Source organism: Pseudoalteromonas luteoviolacea H33-S, assembly GCF_001625695.1.
Lineage (GTDB): Bacteria > Pseudomonadota > Gammaproteobacteria > Enterobacterales > Alteromonadaceae > Pseudoalteromonas > Pseudoalteromonas luteoviolacea_B.
The window spans coordinates 98,523-119,629 of sequence record NZ_AUXY01000035.1 but is presented as its reverse complement, the minus strand read 5'-3'; the positions used below and the strand labels follow the sequence as shown (position 1 = coordinate 119,629).

The following is a 21,107-nucleotide window of genomic DNA, read 5'->3' as shown; positions in this document are numbered from 1 at the left end:
GACAATTTGAGTATTGTGGTCAGTCTGATATTTGTCTATTTAAACTCAATTTTTAAGTGCGGATTTAGGTTGCTTAGTGATAATAGGGCTCAAAAACACAGCAAAATTGAGCCGGTTGAGTGCTAATTTGCTCGTGATTTGCACATGTTGACGTGTTTTTATTCTGATGCTCGGGCAGGCGATTTTAATTTAATAGGCCAAAATTAAACTTAACTGAGCATATAAAAATATAGGAAGGACAATATTGCTGATGATTCCTTCTATGCGTGGCTGGCATTGTTGTCATCTGAATGCGTGTTTTGAGTCCAGAGTAGGTCAGGTGCTAGCCTGACCTTATTTATACTTATTTGATATAAAACGCACCTTGCACTGTAGGTGCACTTGTAGAACCTGCATCAATAGCGTGTAGTGCTGGGAAACGCTCACTTTCAAAGGTGATCCCGTTACCACATTGGATAATTTGGTCACTTTTACCAACATAAGTTAGATTTGTCGTCCAAGTGGTTAAACGTGTTGGATAATGAACTAGGCCATCAATTGAGTAGTTGTGCCAGTTGGATTTAGCAATGTCTCGGCAAGCAAATTTGTCACCAACCGCCACTGTGGAAAATGGGTCCCCACCATCTACTCTCTTGATCACTGTATCATCAAAGGTGCTTTTTGCTCTGAAAAGCGCGTCACTGCGCCCATCAACAAGTGCGATGATGGCATTGTGATTTAACTTGGCGCTTTGACTTAACCCTGCATGCGACATGCCTTCTAAGTTGCAGGCGTTAAAGTCTGGGTAGCTACACTGACCGCCAATACCTGAATACTTGGAGATCATGGTCCAGCCGCCCCCCTCTGTGGCCATATCACAGTACACATCAAAGTGCGCTTCACCGTTTGTACCATCAGGATCTATAGTGTACGTACCGCTTTTGCTTGCAGGCGAATTTTGCTTTATCTCTAAACAAGATTTTGGATATTTACCGTTTTCTTCGCGGGTGCTTACAAACTCTAGCGCGATCCAGCTTTCACCCGGGTTAGATAGTGCTTCATTGAGATTTTCTGAAGAAGCTGTATGAATAAGCTCAATGTAGTCACCAGCATTCAACTCCAGTAAAAAGTTACCTTGGTTAGTGGCATTCTCAGCGTAGTTCTCAATGCGTGCATACTCGTAGGAGGTTGCAGAGATATCAGTTCCATTGGTTAAAATATAAGTTTTGATTTGGCGTCTTGCTGATGCTCCAACGCCCGATGTTCGCCAGCTTAGCGAATAGTTGACTCGATAAATACCCACATCTTCGACAAAAAATTTACTCCCTTGCTGAGTGATTTTTACCGAGTCAATATCAACTTGATTGAATACATAAGGTGTAGGGGCCGGGGTATTGATATTGGCATTGCCTTGACTGTCAATAAACTGAGCGATATTAGTCGCTGCAACACTACCCATTGAGATAAAAGTACAGGCCAGTGCTGCTGCAAGTGGTTTTACGGTCATGAGTGTTCCTTTGAGATTGTAGGGTATTGATTTGTTGTTACTTTAAATCTGAGGATACAAGCTTATCTTTTCATACAATATCGGGAGTAGGTTGTATATTTGGGTTAAGTTAGTAATTTATGAAAAAGTTAATGAGTGGCGCATCTGCGGGTTGAACTACTCAACAATGGTGTAAAAAAAGCGCTGTTTAGCTTTGGGTTTAGCGCCTTGTGCTAAATAAAACTGTATCGCACTTTGGTTAGTATTAGGCGTTTGCCATTGCACTTGTTGATACCCTTGTTTTTTTGCTAAATCGAAAATATGGTACATTACATATTTCCCAACTCCTTTACCGCGATAGGCGTCTTGAATAAATAAACAATCTAGATAAAGGTATGTTTTCATATCCCATGTTGAAAATTGAGGTATGACACTGAAATAACCGATGACGGTATGTTTAAGTTGAACTATAAATAGCTCCACTGGGAGCGTATCTAACGTTGCCATAGTTTGCAGTTGGTCATCAATATGAAGTGTATGTTGTTCATATTTTGCATGTTCAACAAACATGCTGATCAGCTGTGGGTAATGTCTTTTTGTCGCTCGCATGATAGTGATGGGCATTTTTCTTCCTATTGATGAGGCTTGTGGTCATCACAAGCCCTGTGCAGTTATTGTTGTGGGTCGCTTAAGTGCCTATTAACTGGGTAGCGCTCAAAGTCTTCCCAGTAGTGGATCCCACCTATCATTTCTTTGACTTTGAAACCTAGCTGAGCCAGTTTATATCCAGCCTTGGACGCGCCATTGCAGCCGGGGCCCCAGCAGTACACAACAAACAAGGTGTCGGGTGCAAAGTCTGCCATACGTGCGGCGGTGATTTCATTATTGGGTATGTTTATAGCGGTGATCGCATGGCTCTTGGCAAAAGCGTGTGCAGAGCGAGTATCTACGAGCACAAAGTGCTGTTTTCCTTGCTTGATATCGGCATATACATCGCTGCAATCCGTTTCACAGTCTAACTTTGCACTAAAGTGTGCCTGTGCAGCGTTTGGTTCTGCGGTATTATTTATTTGAATATTTGCCATCAGTATTTGTCCTGTTTGGTTGGTGTTGTAACAGCTTACAAAGGGCGTTGTACTGGGTAAATTCATCATTTCTGAACGCGATGTTCACACATTGTGAATAGGTCTTGGTGACAGCCTGTTGTATATTTGTGGTCCAGATTCAAATCAGGTGGGTGAGCGCATGGAATTTTACCATTTAAGGTCATTTGTGGTGGTTGCTGAAACGGGCAATTTAACCAAGGCGGCAAAACAGTTGTTTACTACACCGCCTGCAGTCAGTGCTCATATTCGCGCATTAGAAGATGAGCTGAAAACCACATTATTTGAGCGCACCAGCAAAGGCATGCATTTGACCCCAAAAGGCGAGCAGCTGCGCTTACAAGCGCAAAAAACCTTAGACAGCGCCACAGACATGGTGAATCTGGCGGTAGAAAATGCAGATCAAGTCATAGGCACCTTTAGACTGGGTTTAAACCGAGACGCAAGTACATTGCGTATTGCAGAGTTGGTCAAAGCGCTCGTTCATCGCTGCCCGGGTATTGAGCTTGAATTGCATGCGCTGAACACAGGGCAAGTCCTTGAAAAGGTGAGTAGTGGAGAATTGGATGGCGGATTTGTTTATGGTGATACTTCGCCTGATTTATTTCATACCGAATTAGCTTTGCAGCCGATTACCACGATAGTGCCAACCTCATTTGATTCTACGGTGATTCAGAGTGTTTATGAGCTTGCTGAGCTACCTTGGATTAGCGTTGGTGAGCATTGCCCATTTGATACGGCACTGAAAAAGCGGGTTACTCAGTCCATTAAATCACAGGTACAAAGTGCCGATAACGCCTCTCGTGCGAGCTTAGTTGAACAGGGCGTTGGCGCCAGTTTTATCGAACTGGAAGTGGCACAAGCCATGGTTACAGCCAAGCAAGCACAGCGACTCACTTTGTTGGATTTTGAGATACCGTTAAGTTTAGTAGCGAAGCAATCAGCGCTTAGTAACCCTGTTGTTAAAGCGGTATTGGAGCAGTTGGACGCACTTTGGTAGGTTTTTCTTCTTTAATGTAGTTGATAGCAAGCTTCACACCACTTTACTCACTTTTTTATTGAATAAGTGTCTGATTGTTCAATAAGTATTAATGTAACGAATGCAATCATATTGTGCTTATTTTGAAGTGTTTTAAAGTGCAAGGAAAAGTCGTAATGCATGTTTTGATATTGTTTATATTTTTGTTGTTTTCTTTTAATTCTCAGGCAACCAGTACCGACTTGAAGTCTGTGCAAAGCTGCTATAAGGGACCTTTTTCACAATACAGTCATTGGATTGATTTTATGGAGAAGAAGTTTGCAAAAAAGGGGTTAAACGAGCAAGCGCTACAAAAGAGAATATCTCATTTCCAATCTATGTTTAGTGAACAAGCATTTAATGATTTCAAAGCGCATTTGACATGCGAAACCTTTATTTATCAAGTGAAGGGGCAAGACGTCAGAGGCTTTGTTGTGAAGCCTATTAATAATAAGAAGAAAATGCCAGTCATTATTTACAACAGAGGCGGTAATGGCAATTATGGTGCGGTGGTGTTCGGGCATTTAATGAGGAATGTTTTTCCGCTTGCCAAAGAAGGGTTCATCATTATTGGCAGCCAGTATAGAGGCACCTTCTCACGCAACGACACCCTAGATCAATTTGGTGGCGCAGACGTGGCAGATGTAACAGCGTTAATGGATATTTTACCGAACATTGAAGGGGCAGACATTAATCGGGTCGGCATGTATGGTGTCAGTCGCGGTGCAATGCAAACACACTTAGCGGTAAAAGAGATGCCAGCAGTGAAAGTCATTGCCACTCAGGCTGGGGTTGTCGATCTAAACAAAGAACTTGAGTTTCGTCCTGCGATGGAAAAAGTTTATAAAAAACGGATCCCGAATTACAGCGCTGAGAAACATGCCCAATTAGCAAAGCGTTCCGTGATGACATGGGTAGATAAATTGCCAAAGCAGACTCCTATTTTGATTATGCACGGTGACAAAGATAAACGCGTATCGGTGGATAACTCAATTCGATTTGCAAAAGCATTAGCGCAACACAAGGTGCCGCACAAATTGGTTGTTTACCAAGGTGATAATCATGGTTTAGATCTGAATAGAGAGGCCGCGTTTTCTGAGCTATCTAGCTGGTTTCACACTTATCTATAAAGTCAAAACACGCCTTTGATGAGTTAATATTTAAAAAGCGCACACTGTTTAATCAGTGTGCGCTTTTTGCATTTTTGGTGGAAATTATCGCATTGTTACAAACTCTTCTGAGCCTGTTGGATGGATAGCGACGACAGAATCAAAGTCTGCTTTGGTTGCGCCCATTTTCATTGCGACACCAAAGCCTTGGATCATTTCATCAACGGCAAAGCCAATGCCGTGTAAGCCGACGATTTTTTCTTCAGGGCCTGCACATACTAACTTCATGCGACATGGTTGACGATGTTGTGTCACTGCTGTGTACATGGCTGCAAACGTCGAGTTGTATACCTTGATGTTGTCTTCACCATATTGCGCTTTGGCTTCGGGTTCCGTTAAACCTATGGTGCCGATCGGTGGGTGACTGAATACCACAGTCGGGACTAGGTTGTAATCCATTTTGGCGTTAGGCAGTTCTGGATTGAATAGGCGCTCAGCCAGCATACGGCCCGCTTTCACTGCAACAGGTGTCAGCTCGATGCCGCCTTCCATGATATCGCCAAGTGCGTAAATACCAGGTACTGAGGTATTTTGCCACTCATCAACCTTCACAAAGCCTCTTTCAGTAACATCCACATCAGTTGCTGAAAGGTTGATTTTATCAGTTACAGGCTCGCGACCAATCGCCCAAATCACTTGGTCAACAGTGTGTGATTCACCATTTTCAAGGTGTAGAGTCACTGAACCATCAGCCTCTTTCACGAGTTCTTTAGGCGTTGAGTTAGTGTGTAATGTTGGGCCTTCTTTTTCCATGACTTCAGTGAGCGTTTCAACCACCATAGGGTCAAAGTTGCGCAGTGGAGCATGTTTACGAACAAATAGGTGAGTTTCCGTGCCTAGGCTGTGTAATACGCCAGCAAGCTCTACAGCAATATAACCTGCGCCAATGACGGCAACACGGCGTGGCTGCTCATTTAACTCAAAAAAGCCATTTGAGTCTATTCCGTGCTCTGCTCCTGGAATGTTTGGAATGCTTGGACGACCGCCCACCGCAATACAAATATGATCTGCGGTGTACTGTTCGCCATTTACTTCGATGGTTTTATTATCAATAAACTTGGCAAAACCATTGATCACGGTAACGCCATTGCTGGCAAGGTATTTGTTGTAACCTTGGTGGATACGGCCAATATAAGCCTCACGGCTTTCAACTAATTTGGCCCAATTGAAGTTTTTTAGCTCAACGTCAAAGCCATAATCTGGTGCATAAAGTTTGATGGCTTCAGCAACTTGCGCGCCGTGCCACATTACTTTTTTAGGTACACACCCGACATTCACACAGGTGCCCCCCATGTGTTTTGCTTCGACAAGGGCGACCTTTGCGCCACGCATTGCCGCTCGGTTTGCTGATGCGATACCACCGCTACCACCGCCAATGGCAATGTAGTCAAAATGTTGAGCCATAATGTTTCCTCTTCTGAATTCGCTGAACTAGTCTTAGTATGACAGCTTTTATACGCCATAACTTTCAACTAGATTAGTAAGTTTTACTTGTATTTGCGCTATTAGCCCTTATTTCAAGTTTATTCAGGAAATAAAAAATTAAGAGAGACACTATGAGCAACCCATTAATTGGCCTTGAAGGATTACCGCCATTTTCAAAAATAAAGCCTGAGCATGTTGTACCTGCACTCAAGTCAGCCATTGAATACTGTCGTAAAACCATAGATTCAGTGCTTGAGCAGACGCAGTTTAATTGGCAAAATTTTGTTCAACCTCTTGAAGAAGCAGATGATAAGCTATCTAAAATGTGGTCCCCAGTGTCTCACATGCACTCAGTTGTTAACAATGAAGAATTAAGAAAAGCGTACGATGAGTGCCTACCACTGATTTCAGAATACTCAACGTATGTTGGCCAGCACCAAGGTTTATACCAAGCGTACTCATCAATTGCACAAAGCGTCGAGTTTGAAAGCTTAAGCACAGCACAACAAAAAACCATTAAAAATACGCTAAGGGACTTTAAATTAACGGGTATTGCTTTGGATGAAGCGGGACAAAAACGGTATGGCGAGATAAGTGCCAGACTTTCTGAGCTGGGCGCAAAATTTGGTAACAATGTGATGGATGCTACTCAAGCGTGGCATTTACATGTCACTAATGAAGCCGATTTAGGTGGTTTGCCAGAATCAGCGCTGGCCCTAGCTGCACATACTGCACAAGCAAAAGAGCTTGAAGGCTGGGTATTTACGCTAGATATTCCTTCTTACCTACCGATTATGACGTACGCAGACAATCGCGACTTGCGTGAGCAAATGTATCGCGCATTTGTGACGCGCGCATCAGATCAGGGCCCAAATGGTGGCGAGTTTGATAACTCAGCGATCATGACGGAAGAGCTTGCACTGCGTCACGAATTAGCTGTGCTATTAGGTTTTGATAGCTTTGCAGATAAGTCGCTGGCAACCAAAATGGCTGAAACACCATCACAAGTTTTTGATTTTTTAAATGATTTGGCGAAAAAGTCTAAGCCTCAAGCGCAGCAAGAAGTTGATGAATTGAGAGCATTCGCCAAAGATGAACATCAGGTTGAGCAGCTAGAAGCTTGGGATTATGGCTATTATGGTGAAAAGCTAAAACAGGCCAAATATGCCATCTCAGATGAATTATTACGTCCTTACTTCCCAGCGGATCGCGTGTTAAGTGGGTTATTCGAGACCGTTAATCGCCTATTTGGCATTAAAGTCACTGAAGTGAGTGACTTTGACAGTTACCACGAAGATGTGCGCTTTTTTGCTATCCATGACAACAACGGCGTGCTGCGCGGTCATTTTTATTTAGATTTATATGCGCGTGAACACAAACGCGGTGGTGCTTGGATGGACGATTGTATGGGCCGACGTACATTGTCAGATGGCACATTGCAGACACCGGTTGCTTACTTGGTATGTAACTTTAATAAAGCGGTTGGTGATAAACCAGCGCTATTTACGCATAACGAAGTCACCACGTTATTCCACGAGTTTGGTCATGGTATTCACCACATGCTAACGCAAATTGATGCGCCTGCTGTTGCGGGCATTAATGGTGTGGCATGGGATGCGGTCGAGCTTCCAAGTCAGTTTTTAGAAAACTGGTGCTATGAAGAAGAGGCGCTGAGCTTTATATCTGGGCACTACGAAAGTGGTGAGCCGCTACCAAAAGCGTTATTAGAAAAGTTACTGGCGGCTAAAAACTATCAATCAGCCATGCAAATGCTCAGACAGATTGAGTTCTCATTGTTTGATTTCCATATTCATGCCGATTATCAGCAAGATGAAGCGTGCCAAATTCAAGCGAGACTGAACCAAGTCAGAGAGCAAGTCGCCATTATTAAAGCGCCAGAGTTTAACCGATTCCAGCATAGCTTTAGTCATATTTTTGCCGGGGGCTATAGCGCAGGATACTACTCGTATAAATGGGCTGAGGTACTGTCAGCAGATGCCTATTCTCGCTTCGAAGAAGAAGGCATCTTCAATGCGCAAACAGGTAAAGACTTTATGGAAAACATCCTAGAAATGGGCGGTTCAGAAGAGCCTATGGTGTTATTCCAGCGCTTTAGAGGTCGTTCGCCACAAGTTGATGCATTGTTGCGTCACAGTGGTATTGGCAAAGCCGCATAAACGCGTATTGCAATCTTCATATGAACAAAGCGTCCGAAAGGGCGCTTTGTTGTTTTTGCACTCGCAAAATAAACAGTTCCGTCTATGCTTTGGTAAAGACCTGATCTTGTAGGGAAAGCCATATGACAAATTTAGTGCTTGCCATTGACGATGACAAGCTCATTCACCATGTTATCGAGCAGTCATTATCGCAAAGTTGTAAATTGATCCACGCAAAAAATGGCGAGCAGGGCTTAAGGTTAGCAATTAAATATCAACCGGATATTATTTTGCTCGACGTGGAAATGCCGGGCATGTCTGGCTTTGAAGTGTGTGAACGCCTAAAAGCAGGAGAGCACACCGCAGATATTCCCGTAATGTTCTTATCTTCCAAATCAGATATTAGCGAACGTATGCGCGGGTATAATGCGGGAGCCGCTGATTACATTGTAAAGCCATTTGAAGGGTCTGAATTATTGGCGCGGATCAAAGTCTTGGATGATTACCGCCGTCAATCGGTGGCGCTTAAGCAAGACATGCAAAGGGCGCAAATAACCGCTGAAATCGCCATGACAGACTCTGGAGATATGGGTCGTATCATGCGTTATGTCGGCCAGTCTTACCATGCCCATGATTTAACCACTCTGTCGGAGTACTTTTTAGAGTTTTTTACGCCGCTCAATTTAGAGGTGGCGCTGGCTTTTTGGTACCACAATCAAGCGGTATTCTTTTCCCAAGAAGGTGCAATACAACCAATAGAGCAAGAGTTGTTAGAAACCAACAAAGAGGGCAGCCGGTTTGTTGATTTTGGTCGCCGCACTATTATTAATTACCCCAAAGTATCCTTATTAATTAAAAACATGCCTACCGATGATCCTGCGCTTTATGGCCGCTTTAAAGATTTGCTGCCGCATATTCTCGAGGCCACCAATGCCAAAATAAAAGATATGGAAGTGAGCGAAGTGGCATTGAATAAGGTTGAGGAAATTGGCTTGGCATTTGCGCAGTTGAGTGAGCAGCTTGGTGGCATTGGTGAGATTTATGGCGCGAAGGTCGCGGAGTTTGAGCAATTTGTTAAAGATGACGCTGTTAAAACCGGACTGAATGAAGCGCATAAGGTGTCTCTTGAGCGCTTGAGTGAACATTTTTTATTTGTGAATGATGAGTTTTCAATTATTCGCTATAAGCTGGGTGAAATCACTCAAGTACGCCAAGAGCTTATTCAAAGCCTCAATCAAATGGCTAAGCCTTGGGGAGAGGATGAGGTACCCGCACAAACCGACATTGAATTGTTTTAGTCGATGCGACACAACAGCGTCGATTGGATTCTTTTTTCCTTCATTAAGCGATATAATCTGCAGGCTTAACCGACAGGAGCCTGCAGTTGTATATTCACACGCCATTTGAAGAAAACCGTTCTTATTTAGATGAGATCACAAAACGCTTTGAGTTAGATAAACACCAAGCGCTCGATGAGGAGTTTCGTTTGGTTTATGATGAAGCGGGGTTGGCGCTATTTAAAAAAGATGAGCCAAAGCTTGGGGCCATTCGTGTCGATTTTGTCACTGGGGCCAGTGCCCACCGACGTAAGTTTGGTGGTGGCAAAGGTCAAGCCATTGCCAAGGCGGTTGGATTAAATAAAGGCGTAACGCCTGTGGTGCTCGATGCCACTGCGGGTCTTGGACGCGATGCATTTGTATTGGCGTCTTTAGGCTGTAAAGTATTGATGCATGAAAGGCACCCCGTAGTCGCAGCGCTTTTATATGACGGATTGCAGCGCGCCTATCAAGATGCAGAAATTGGCAGCTGGATGCAAGAGAATATGCATATCGCATTTGGTTCAAGCCACGCACTACTTGAACAGGCAATGCAGGATGAGTCGAGACGCCCTGATGTGGTGTATCTAGACCCTATGTTTCCGCACCGTGAAAAATCCGCACAAGTGAAAAAAGAAATGCGCGTGTTTCAATCCTTAGTTGGTGCAGACAATGACGCCGACGCCTTGCTGCCTTTTGCGACTCAATTGGCGACCAAGCGAGTTGTGGTAAAACGCCCAGATTACGCACCGTTTTTAAATTCACACACACCCAGCATGCAAATTACCACTAAGAAGAACCGTTTTGATGTCTATGTCAACGCGGCGATGAAGTAAACATCTACACGCAGACTTTTACCTTGTCGCGAGTTTGTACACAAAAAGCATACTAAAAAAGTATGCTTTTATCTGAGATTGCTTATTTTGCAAACAACTTACATCAAAGTGTCATAAAAGGTTAATACTCTGAGCCCGAAATTCACTTTTTGGGATTGTAGTACATATGCGTGTTTCATCTTTCACTCGGCTGCTGGCGGTGTTGTTAGCCATTGCCAGTATCATTCTTGCGGCGACCTTATTGTGGGCAAGTCAGGTGTTTAGTAAGTTAGATCAGCAAGATAGCGCATATACTCAGCTTAAAAATACGGTTTTAATTGATTTAGCTGGTACGGTTGAAGATTACCTCAGCTCAGGTGATAGCCTGTATTTAAATCAGGCCAGCGCGCAGATCAATATAATCAAAAATAAGCACTTAGCAACCATGTCTAGTGATGCAATGACGGATATGGAAAAGCAACTAGATGCATTAAATGGTGATATTCAGGGTAAGTATCGAGCGCTGGGCAAATTATCGGGCAATGAATTAGCACTACTTGATAATGCACTGCGGCAAATGGCGGGCTCAGCTTCCTCATTGATGAATTATGTTGCACAGGCGCAAGGCCATGCTCTGAGTGATCGCTATTATGCATTGGCGTCCGATTACTATTTTGAAACCACCAATTTAAGTATTTATACCTACCAACTGGTGTTGCACTACGACCAAGCAACACAGCAAAGCTTGCACAAATCACTCAACAGACTACAAACCTTCGCATCGCAAATTGATAGGCTAGATGATTTAGGCGTAATGACCGAAGTGGATGAGGATGAGCTTTTTCTGGGGGAAGAGCCTGAAGATTTAGCGCAAGAGATCAAGTCTGAATTGAGTAGCTGGCCAAATCGCTTCAGCCGTGACTTAGAAAATACACTACGTCAGGCACAGCAACGCCAAGCGGGGATCACGGCACTGCGTGATGATATTAAGCAATTATCTGCACTGATGTTAGATGCAGGCGAGCAGTTAAAGCGCCGTCAGGTAGAGCTCAAGTCTCAAGTATTTACTATTTTTGGCGCTGCCATTGGCTTGCTCGTATTGCTGGCTGTTGGTGTGTATTGGGTGCAGTTTAGTCAAGTGCTGACGCCGCTGCGCAACTTACGAGATGGCTTTGCCTTTTTAATTGAGAGTAATGAGCTGAAACAGATTAAGTGTAAGCGAGCCAATACTGAAGTGGGTGAAATTGCCCAGTACTTTAATCAATTGATTGAAAGACAACGGGTAGAAGCACAAGAGCGCGAACAAATGCTGCAAGTGATCAACGACTTTATGCAAGACATGAATCGAAACTTGGCCAGCATTAGTCAGCAGTCAGAGCATACCTATGAGCAGGTAGCGCATAACCAACATCAGCTGGATGAGATCAAATCAATCGGTTTTGAAGCCAGTAATATCAATCAGCAAGTGGCTGATAACGCCAGTGATACGTTTAATGCGATGACGCAAAGTGTCGGCTTTGCAGAGTCTATGCTCAAGGCCAGCTCAAGTACACAAAGCCGTGTGGATCAAGGGCTGGTGAGTCTCAATGAATTGCTCGTTGGGGTTGAAGATGTCGGCAAGGTGATAGAGATGATCCACACCATTGCTGAGCAAACTAACTTATTGGCACTGAACGCGGCCATTGAGTCTGCACGTGCCGGTGAGCACGGCCGAGGCTTTGCGGTAGTGGCCGATGAAGTGAGAAAGCTTGCCCGTCAAACGCAGGACTCGCTTACAGACATCAATGCGCAGCTTAATATTTTAAGTGATAATTCCAGTAAGGTATCAAATCAGATCAGTGCATTAGCCCAAGAGGCGCAGCAGCAAACTGAACATGCCCAAGAGTTAAAGCGAAACTCAGAAGGCGTTGCTGAGCGTGCACAAGGTGCCAGCCAAGTCGCCGCGGATGCGATGTCACTGAGTAATCAGCAAACCGAATTGGTAGATAGTTTTAGCAGCTCTATGGCGACGATGAAAGCGCAGGTGAGTGGGTCAAACCAACAGATCAGTGATATTCAACAGCGCTTAGAACAGCAAATGGCGCAGATCAGGGCAAGTTTGGGTTTGCAGTCATAATCAATGATTAACGTGAGAGTAAGCAAAAAGCCAAACAAATGTTTGGCTTTTTTATTGTCTTAATGTAGCTGACGCGGGATGTAAAAAGCCGGAGTTACTCCGGCTTAGTTTGTTACATTAAGTGCTAGGGATTATTTGTACTGTGCGTCTAGTGTCACACCAGAGAAAGTACGGTATGCACGTAGACCAATGTGCCAAACGCCAGCAGCTGGGTTAGTGATGGTACATGTTTCAGCGTTACCGCCTTCATATGGACGACACTGGTAAGTAGACGTTGAAGGAGCGCTACCTGGGTTTACATAAAGGTCAGCATCACCTGAACCACCTGAGATTTTAACCGTTAGGCTCGACATGCCAGCAGGGACAGTCACTTGGTGACGGCTCCAGTTGCCTGTTGATGCAGACAGGTTTGTCTCAGTGATACCACCAGGTTGTGTGCCTGTGCTTTCTGCGTTTGCAACAAGGCTTACACCGCTATACGCTGAATAACCGCGCATCATTACGTGATATGTGCCAGAAGCGTTATCGATAGTACACACTTCGTTGTTACCGCCTTCATATGGACGACAGTCATACGTTGTTGTTGTTGGCTTAGCACCTGCTCTGACGTAAAGGTCAGCATCACCTGTGCCACCGCTCATTGTAAACGTGACTTTGCTTGCGCCAGCTGGCGTTTCAAATGTGAAGAAAGCTTCAGCATCTTTTGCACCACTTAGGCCTGTTTTTGCTTCACCATCAACTAATACATTGTCACCTGGGTTTGTATTGTCATTGCCAAGTGCCATATCAACAGCTGCGTTTGCGTCAACGATACCAGTACCACAGTTAGTACACGTTGCAGGGAAGCTACGTGTGGTATTTTTAAGAATTGTTTCGATTTCGTCAGGCGTTGCAGTAGGTTTTGCTTGCTTGATAAGCGCTGCAATACCTGCAACATGTGGTGCTGCCATCGACGTACCTTGTGAGTAGCTATAGCTATCGCTCACAGGTGTGTTGCTGCCTGAGTTATAAGTAGAAAGAATGCCTTCAGGGTCATTGGCGAAGCTTTGCGCGCCACCTGGTGCTGCAACGTCAATTGAAGAGCCGTAGTTTGAGTAGTATGCACGGCCACCGTCACGACCTACAGATGCAACGTTGACGATGCCAGCACAGTTACCTGGGTTGTAGTTGTTTGCATTGTCGTTGTCGTTACCCGCAGCGATAATAATCACAGAGCCGTTTGCACGCGCTTGGTTAATCGCATTTTGTGTCGTAGAGCTACATGCACCGCTACCACCTAAACTCATATTGATAACATCAGCTGGGTTGGCGTTTGCAGGGACACCAGCGACTGAACCACCTGATGCCCAGATGATACCATCTGCGATATCAGACGTTAAACCACCACACTTACCAAGTACACGTACTGGTACAACTTTAGAATCATAAGCAACACCGGCAACACCTTCACCATTGTTAGTTACCGCAGCAACAGTACCGGCAACGTGTGTACCGTGCCAGCTTGAGTTACGTGCGCTGTGAGTATAACCACACTCGTTGGCTGTCACTGCATCACCTGGGTCACGTGCATCGCTGTCGCGACCGCCGCCGTCATTTGCTACTGACAGGTTAGAGATCATGTCGTAACCTGGTAGGATATTTGCGTTTAAGTCAGCGTGCGGACGGTAACCTGTATCTAGTACCGCAACTACCACACCACTACCTGTCGCTTTGTCCCAAGCTGCTGGTGCATTAATACCACCTGCTGCTTCAAAGTAGTGCCACTGTGAGCTATAGCTTGGATCGTTTGGTGCAGCAAATGGCTGTAGCATTTGGTCAACTTCGATGTGCTCAACGTTGCCTGATGCAATCATGTCTTGCATGAATTTTTGTGTTTCTGCTGCATTAAGTTTCTTGTCTGCACGCATTACGTGGTGGTTTGAAAGCGCCATCGGACGAACGTACTGCGCTTTAGCTGCTGCACGCTTGCTGTTGAAGCCTTTTACGAAACTGCGAGCGCGTGTATTCATCATGGCAGGAGACATATCGACACTTGAAAGTGACATGATGTCATTGCCGCTGTTGTTGTTTTTATATTTGATGATGAACTGCGTACCAAAACCGCTTTGTGATTCTAGTTTTTGTGCGATTTGGGCTTGGCTTGGCAGTGCTGGCGCTAATAACTCAACTTGTGTGTTAACACCTTCTGGCATTGCCATTACTGCGTTTGCTGAAAGTAATCCTGTCACAGCCATTGATATTGCTGCTAATTTAAAATTTCCTGTTGTCATTTTTTTACCCTTGTTTTACTTGTTGTTTTTCTTGGCAACCTCTCTGAGCCAAGAGGTTAACAAACGTAAATTCATTGTTCTTTTTGTGAAAGTATTGTTTTGTTATTTACACTATTGATTTAGTTATAAGGAGATGGATAAAAGGCTTTATTATTTCATTATCATTATGTTTTTATTAAACTTTATCAAAATATTCCTGGTTAAAGAATAAACTATTTTGCAATGTAAAAAAATGTAAATGATTTATCTCATATTCTAAAAAGTGATAGAAATATGCTTTTTTGGTTGTGTTTTGAACTATAAACTCCCCCTCAAGCTTAAAAAAAGTTATAATTGCGGCATAAGTTTTTCGTTTCAGAGTATACAATGTTGCAATTTGACGTGGTGATCATCGGCGCAGGTGCCGCTGGATTAATGTGTGCGGCGCAATCTGGTTACAGAGGCCGAAAGGTCGCTATTGTTGATATGGGTAAAAAAGTGGGAAGAAAAATTCTCATTAGCGGTGGTGGTCGTTGCAATTTTACCAATGAAAATGCCAGCCCAGAAAACTATCTGTGTGCCAACCCTCACTTTGTAAAATCCAGTTTAAGCCGTTATAGCCAGCATGATTTCATTGAGCTGGTGGACCGTCATGGTTTAAATTATCACCACAAAACACTTGGGCAACTATTCTGTGATAACAGCGCGCAGGACATCGTTGATATTTTGATGACTGAATGTGAGTGGGCCGGCGTTGAAGTCTTTTTACGTAATGAAGTGCTCAATGTGGAACGTGACGAGCAAGGCTTATATATAGTCACTACTTCAGAGCATACATTTAGTTGTACTTCTTTAGTGGTCGCGTCAGGCGGTCTAACCATGCCAAAGCTGGGGGCAACACCAATCGGTTACAAAATTGCAGAGCAGTTTGGTTTAAATTTACTGCCAACAACCGCAGCACTAGTACCTTTTACCTTGCACGACCACGATAAAGCGCGCTTTGAAGGCTTGTCTGGGATCAGTGTGGATAGTCTAGTGACCAGTGATGATGGCACGCAGTTTAGAGAAAACATCTTGTTTACTCACCGCGGCCTGTCGGGCCCTGCCATTTTACAGATATCCTCGTTTTGGCGAGCTGGGCAGGCGGTCAGTATCAACTTATTACCAGATACAAACATTGCTGAACTACTGCACGATTGGCGTCAAAACCAAGGCCAAAAGTCTGTTAAAAACCTGCTTGGACAACTGCTACCAAAACGTTTTGTTGATGCGTTAATTAACGATAACAGCATACCTGATAAACCAGCTAACCAACTAACTCATGGTGAGATTGATACCATCGCCGCGACATTAACTGCTTGGCAAATAAAACCCAACGGTACAGAAGGTTACCGCACCGCAGAGGTCACGTTAGGTGGCGTCGACAGTGACGAGCTAAGCTCTAAAACGTTTGAAGCGAAAAAAGCCAAAGGCCTGTACTTTATTGGTGAAGTCACCGAAGTCACCGGCTGGCTTGGCGGCTATAATTTCCAATATGCATGGTCTAGCGGCTGGGCATGTGGGCAGGTGTGCTAGTTTTAGTTTAGGAACAATAAAGTTTGTAACAAAGGGGTGATCGCTTCGCCCCTATATTGTATCTGCACATAGGTGCAAAATATACGTTGCGAAGCAAGGTTACTTTTGCGCAATGCAAAATGAGCAGTTCACACACATATTAAAAAGTCCTGATTAGAACATTCGTGTACCTGCATGCTTTGGCCCGCATCAATGCCAGTACACGACTCATCAATTGCTTATTTTCAGGCGTCATAGAAAGGGAAGTGGTGTTGCCTGAAGCCTTTATATCAAAGAGCCTGCCCTCGTTATTCTGACTAAGGACAGGTGCCATTTGGCTGAGGCGCTAAGTTTATGTGCACTCTACCCCTCGTCATTCTGACAAAAGTCAGAAACCATTTTGCAGCGCTGTCAGTTTGAACAATGACTTTTGTGCAAGGTGAAATGAGCAACTCACACACATATTAAAAAGCATTGAGAACATACCTCTCGTTGAAAAACGCAATATCACCATGCAAAATGCGGAACCTGACTCCATTTGTTTCTAATTTGGAATTTTGGTTTGGCGACTTTATGAGCGTGGATTGCGACGACCGTTCAAAGCAAATTGTCCAATCAGATAATTTGTTGGATTATGCCAAGAGTAATATCTGCAGTTGTGAACGTTTATTCGGAAACAAGATTATTGGCCTTAGCGCCTAATATTGAAAGGAATATAAAAATGAAAAAAATATCCGCTATGGCCTTCTCGTTATTATTAACGGGCTGTTTTTGGGGCTCTCACTTTGAAGCGCCAGCAAGCTCCCAAAAGCAACATGGCTCAGGGTTAGTACAATCATCTGATCTCTCTCATGACGGTGCTTTGTCTATTATTGCAAGGCAAAATGAAGTTTGCTTATGGAGTAACCTCTCAGATAAAAAAGTGTTTCCCTGTATCGCTGAGGGCAATATTGAGTTGTCAGGGATAGCTGAAAACGCCAGTGTGTTTTATATATCCAACAGGCTGTCTGTCAGCTTATTTTCTACAAAGTCTGGCAAGCCCTTAGGCGCATGGTCAAGTGGTGAAAATATTATTAGAGATATTGCGATATCTAATGACGGTGAAACTTTACTGTTAGGGTATAGAAGCGGCAAAACGGAAGTGATAAATGTCAGAACTAATAGCCGATCGCTATACAAATTACACGACTTAGATGTAAACACCGTGGCGCTTTCTGCTGATGGGCGTACTGCGATGACAGGCTCCAGTGATAAATTCGCTAAGCTGTGGGATGTACAAACAGGCAAAGAATTACAGTCTTATAAATTCTCTACCAGAGTCAACCATGTTTCTCTAAATGCAGACGCGACTAAGGCATTTGTACTGGACTCTGTGGATGCTCGTCAGTTTATTGATTTAAAAGCACAAGAGTTAAGCTCGTCCTTATCTACATTTGGCAACTTCATAGAGTTTAATCAGTCGGTATTTATTAACAATGATCAGTGGTTACTTACCGCTTCTCCAAACCAAAAAGTGCAGATCTGGCGTGTTGCAGATGGGGATTTAATTGCAAAGTTTATGGCGAATAAAGTCGATGGTCGAAATCGAGCTTCAGTATTAAGCATCGCGGTGAATGAGTCTAAGCAAGTTGTCATCAGTGAGACAAATGATGGCGTTGTGGAAACTTGGCTAATAAATACGCTGCTTTAAGTCCAATTTAGGACTGTATTGTTTGTTGGTTTGAATAATTAACCCCAAGTGAATTATTGATGTTTTTGCTTCTTTATTTGCACTAAATTGTGGCGTGGTTTCGTCAAAGCATATAGCGTATTTAACGTTTAAACTGTTTGCAAAACCGCGTTTAATTAATATCTAAAAAAGGATCTGATGAAATTTGAGGACTTCAAATTTCAAGGAATGAAAAGCAATGGATTTGATAAGACATATGATACTAGCACTTGTCTGTATGCCTTTGTTGGCAACTGCAGCAGGTGCAAGAGTGGATGCACCGATAGCAAACCCTAACAGCTCTGCTACTTCTATAGTAAAAATGAGTGAGGCGCATACTCGCTTTACTTTCAGAGTGATTAAATCAATGTTGAAAGACGAGAGATTTGCCAGTGATGGTGAAATTCAAAGTGTAGTAGCTGCAATCGAACAGGCTGAGCAAGATATCGCAAAAAGAGCTGCTAAAGTTTGTATGGATTTGTTGAATTATGATATCAGCGATGTTCCTGCTTCAGTAAATTACTTTTTTACTGCTTTGAATGGCTTAGATAGTTACGAAGTGCAAAAGCAACGTGAAGTATTAATCGGTTTGCCTGCGAGCTTACTGAATGTTGTAAGCGAAGCCAATATAACGCAAGTTTCAACAACAACAGCAGAATCAATTTTGAAAAATGGCGGCATGGAATGGCTTCTAGACCAAAAGGGTCTTTGTGCAAATTGATTGAGAAAGGAGTTACGAGCAATTTTAGCTGCTCCAGTTTTAGCAGAGTTCGTAAGTAGAACTCTTTTCATACAAAACAATGCGTTAAAACTGCCTTTGTACTCCTAAAATTTTTAAGCGCAAAGTAGCCTTCATTACATATTGAAAACTCAAACTACTGAACTTCGTTAAGGTTAGAGCGATACACAGCTCTAACCTGTTAATATTTATAACGGTGCTGATAGCACAATTTAATAAAGGTACTTTCGACAATATGATTGCTTAGCAACACATACTGCAAAGCCACCATCAAACAATCCTTATCTCTTCCCTCTGCAATTCATCATCATTGGGCTTGCCATAATAGACGTTGGCGATAATCGACAAGGCATTGTTTTGCTCAGAGATATCGACCACTAAAAAGTTATTTTTACCTGCCATTTCAAATATGTTTTCTATCTTGATATGGGTTGAGCGATACATCTTTTTGCTGCTATCGATGGCAACGGCAGCCATTTTTGGTGGCGGTTTTCGAGAGATGGCACTGGAGGTGATGTTCATCACCTTGGCGTTGGGGAAGGTCGGGGATGAGATCTTGAAAGCAGATGCGCAGTGCACATCACCGCTTAAAAAGGTGATGGGAACTTGATTGGCATGGGATAGCTCAAACACATGGTCTAACATGATATTTCGCTCTTTGATATTGGTGTCATTGCCCCATTCATCAATGGCATCGTCCATGGCTCCAAAAATCTTTAAAAGTAGCTCCATGTTATTCATTACCGCGTCATTCCAATGCACGACGGGGACGGCAGTGACAATAAAGATGGCTTTCACACCGCTGGTTGCTGTGTCGCTAAGCCACTGTGTAAAGCGTATCATTTGCTCAGGGCCCAATAAACGCGCGCCGTCTGCTTGGTTTTCCACATCATGGTGCGAGCGTGTATCAAGCACATAAACACCAATAGGGCCTTTTATAAATCCGTAGTCCCATTGTTGCTGGTTATCTTCGATATCATAATGTCTGGTCGACACATTCGTATCTGGATTATGCAAATGCTGATAATCCAAATAAGCTCTCTTAGCGGCTTGGTATGCCAAGCGCGCGATGGTCGCGTTTATATGGTCATCATCGTAACCAAAAAAGATACTTAGTTTATCTATTCGCTGCGCTTTGGTGAGTGAGCCCCAGCCGTCCATAATCTCATGGTCGTCCCACATCATGTATTGAGGGTAAGCGCGATATACCGATTGCTGCGAGCCGAAGTTCCAATAAATTCGATAGTAGATGCGATAAAGCTTGGCTAAGTAGTCTATAACGCCTTCTTTGTTGAGTGTGCCTTGTTCGGTGTAGGCGTCATATAACGCGTTTTTGTGGCGACTGAGCCAATCCCATAAATCTTCAATGTCAGGTTGAACCTGTTTGCACTTTGACTGCGCTCGTTTGCCATGGGTATCACAGTAGACTTGATCGCCGCCGCCTATTACAAAGCGGGTGTTCCTTGCTTTAAGTGCTTCGCACAGATCTGGCCATAAGCCATCTGTAATCGACTTCTGTCCAAAGGGGTCGTGACAACTATAAAACCCAAAACTAAAGTCACGCCAATTGGACCCTGATTGATCCGTGTAGAAGGTGTGCTCGATACGATAACCTTTTTCAATTTTTCTCGGCAGTGTCTGGTGGGTATCGCCATAGGCAAATAAAAAGTAATGATAGCAAGTGTCTGGACTTAAGTGTTCTAGCGTGACACAGGCACAATTGTCATATTTTTCTTCTGTATCGACTGGGTACTTTATTATACCTGCGCCACTGAAGCAGACATCATCAGGGTGAGAGCTAAATTCGTCAAGGCGGGTTTTGATTGTGTCTATGTGGGCGGCTTCAACGAGGACAATATACCATTGCCCAGGCGTGAAGGTGCGTAGCCAAATCTTAGCGGTGGAGTCTGTGGTATGCCCAACAATACACATAGAGTTGAGTTTGGGTAGGGCTGACTCATATTGGTTGGGGTCGGGTAATCTTGTCATGTCTACTCCTTGGGACGACGGGTTTATCAATGCGGACGGTCGGGTTTAACGTCAGTGATAGTCAAAATTATAGTGCGGTTTTCAACAGGTATTGAGATTTTTGGAGTGAAAACGATATTGATTGGCAGCGCTTGGCACAGCGCATATACGAGCGCATAACTTGGTAGTAATCGGCCGTAATATCTTTTTGGCCTGGCTCAAGGATATAGTGGATGCATACCGATGTGATGACATTGAGTTGTGATTTAGTTCAGGTGTACAGTTTTCTTGAGAAGCCAATAGGCA

15 protein-coding genes are annotated in these 21,107 nt (G+C 43.7%); 9 read left to right on the top strand and 6 right to left on the bottom strand.

Features of this window, described 5'->3' with window-relative positions:
* Nucleotides 1–343: 343 nt before the first annotated feature.
* From N477_RS02300 to N477_RS02290, 3 genes are all read right to left on the bottom strand, one after another.
* Complete coding sequence (locus N477_RS02300; RefSeq protein WP_063361002.1) at nt 344–1,486, bottom strand: fibrinogen-like YCDxxxxGGGW domain-containing protein; 1,143 nt, start codon at nt 1,484–1,486, stop codon at nt 344–346.
* Nucleotides 1,487–1,642: 156 nt separating this feature from the next.
* Nucleotides 1,643–2,089, bottom strand: a complete 447-nt coding sequence (locus N477_RS02295) for a GNAT family N-acetyltransferase (protein ID WP_063361001.1) — start codon at nt 2,087–2,089, stop codon at nt 1,643–1,645.
* 47 nt (nt 2,090–2,136) lie between these two features.
* Complete coding sequence (locus N477_RS02290; RefSeq protein ID WP_063361000.1) at nt 2,137–2,550, bottom strand: rhodanese-like domain-containing protein; 414 nt, start codon at nt 2,548–2,550, stop codon at nt 2,137–2,139.
* A gap of 160 nt (nt 2,551–2,710) precedes the next feature.
* Between N477_RS02290 and N477_RS02285 the strand changes: the two genes are divergently transcribed.
* Nucleotides 2,711–3,568 carry a LysR family transcriptional regulator gene (locus tag N477_RS02285; RefSeq protein ID WP_063361154.1) on the top strand — a complete coding sequence of 286 codons (858 nt, stop codon included), beginning with the start codon at nt 2,711–2,713 and terminating at the stop codon, nt 3,566–3,568.
* A gap of 284 nt (nt 3,569–3,852) precedes the next feature.
* Nucleotides 3,853–4,716 (top strand): alpha/beta hydrolase family protein, encoded by an 864-nt coding sequence (locus tag N477_RS02280; RefSeq protein WP_231098068.1) that lies wholly within the window; start codon nt 3,853–3,855, stop codon nt 4,714–4,716.
* Nucleotides 4,717–4,800: 84 nt separating this feature from the next.
* On the opposite strand, the gene gorA is transcribed toward N477_RS02280, so the two are convergent.
* On the bottom strand, nt 4,801–6,159 hold the full coding sequence (gorA, locus tag N477_RS02275) for a glutathione-disulfide reductase (protein ID WP_063360998.1): 1,359 nt from the start codon (nt 6,157–6,159) through the stop codon (nt 4,801–4,803).
* 152 nt (nt 6,160–6,311) lie between these two features.
* On the opposite strand from gorA, the gene prlC reads away from it, so the two are divergent.
* The 4 genes from prlC to N477_RS02255 all read left to right on the top strand — a co-directional run bounded on the left by prlC (nt 6,312) and on the right by N477_RS02255 (nt 12,583).
* Nucleotides 6,312–8,357 carry an oligopeptidase A gene (gene prlC / locus N477_RS02270; protein WP_063360997.1) on the top strand — a complete coding sequence of 682 codons (2,046 nt, stop codon included), beginning with the start codon at nt 6,312–6,314 and terminating at the stop codon, nt 8,355–8,357.
* Nucleotides 8,358–8,479: 122 nt separating this feature from the next.
* The gene (locus N477_RS02265) at nt 8,480–9,634 is read left to right on the top strand and encodes a response regulator (protein WP_063360996.1); all 1,155 of its coding nucleotides are present in this window, start codon (nt 8,480–8,482) and stop codon (nt 9,632–9,634) included.
* An 86-nt stretch (nt 9,635–9,720) separates the two neighbouring features.
* Nucleotides 9,721–10,488, top strand: coding sequence for a class I SAM-dependent methyltransferase (locus N477_RS02260; RefSeq protein WP_063360995.1), 768 nt, complete (start codon nt 9,721–9,723; stop codon nt 10,486–10,488).
* Between the two features lie 166 nt (nt 10,489–10,654).
* Nucleotides 10,655–12,583 (top strand): methyl-accepting chemotaxis protein, encoded by a 1,929-nt coding sequence (locus tag N477_RS02255; RefSeq protein ID WP_063360994.1) that lies wholly within the window; start codon nt 10,655–10,657, stop codon nt 12,581–12,583.
* 131 nt (nt 12,584–12,714) lie between these two features.
* On the opposite strand, the gene N477_RS02250 is transcribed toward N477_RS02255, so the two are convergent.
* Nucleotides 12,715–14,853 carry a S8 family peptidase gene (locus tag N477_RS02250; RefSeq protein WP_063360993.1) on the bottom strand — a complete coding sequence of 713 codons (2,139 nt, stop codon included), beginning with the start codon at nt 14,851–14,853 and terminating at the stop codon, nt 12,715–12,717.
* Between the two features lie 366 nt (nt 14,854–15,219).
* Here N477_RS02250 and N477_RS02245 point away from each other — a divergent pair, with 366 nt between their 5' ends.
* The 3 genes from N477_RS02245 (at nt 15,220) to N477_RS02235 (ending at nt 18,815) form a co-directional block, all read left to right on the top strand.
* The gene (locus N477_RS02245; protein ID WP_063360992.1) at nt 15,220–16,407 is read left to right on the top strand and encodes an NAD(P)/FAD-dependent oxidoreductase; all 1,188 of its coding nucleotides are present in this window, start codon (nt 15,220–15,222) and stop codon (nt 16,405–16,407) included.
* 700 nt (nt 16,408–17,107) lie between these two features.
* Nucleotides 17,108–18,076, top strand: coding sequence for a WD40 repeat domain-containing protein (locus N477_RS02240; RefSeq protein WP_063360991.1), 969 nt, complete (start codon nt 17,108–17,110; stop codon nt 18,074–18,076).
* 217 nt (nt 18,077–18,293) lie between these two features.
* Nucleotides 18,294–18,815 (top strand): hypothetical protein, encoded by a 522-nt coding sequence (locus tag N477_RS02235; protein WP_063360990.1) that lies wholly within the window; start codon nt 18,294–18,296, stop codon nt 18,813–18,815.
* Nucleotides 18,816–19,103: 288 nt separating this feature from the next.
* Here N477_RS02235 and N477_RS02230 read toward each other — a convergent pair whose 3' ends face one another.
* The gene (locus N477_RS02230) at nt 19,104–20,822 is read right to left on the bottom strand and encodes an alkaline phosphatase D family protein (protein ID WP_063360989.1); all 1,719 of its coding nucleotides are present in this window, start codon (nt 20,820–20,822) and stop codon (nt 19,104–19,106) included.
* Nucleotides 20,823–21,107: the final 285 nt, after the last annotated feature.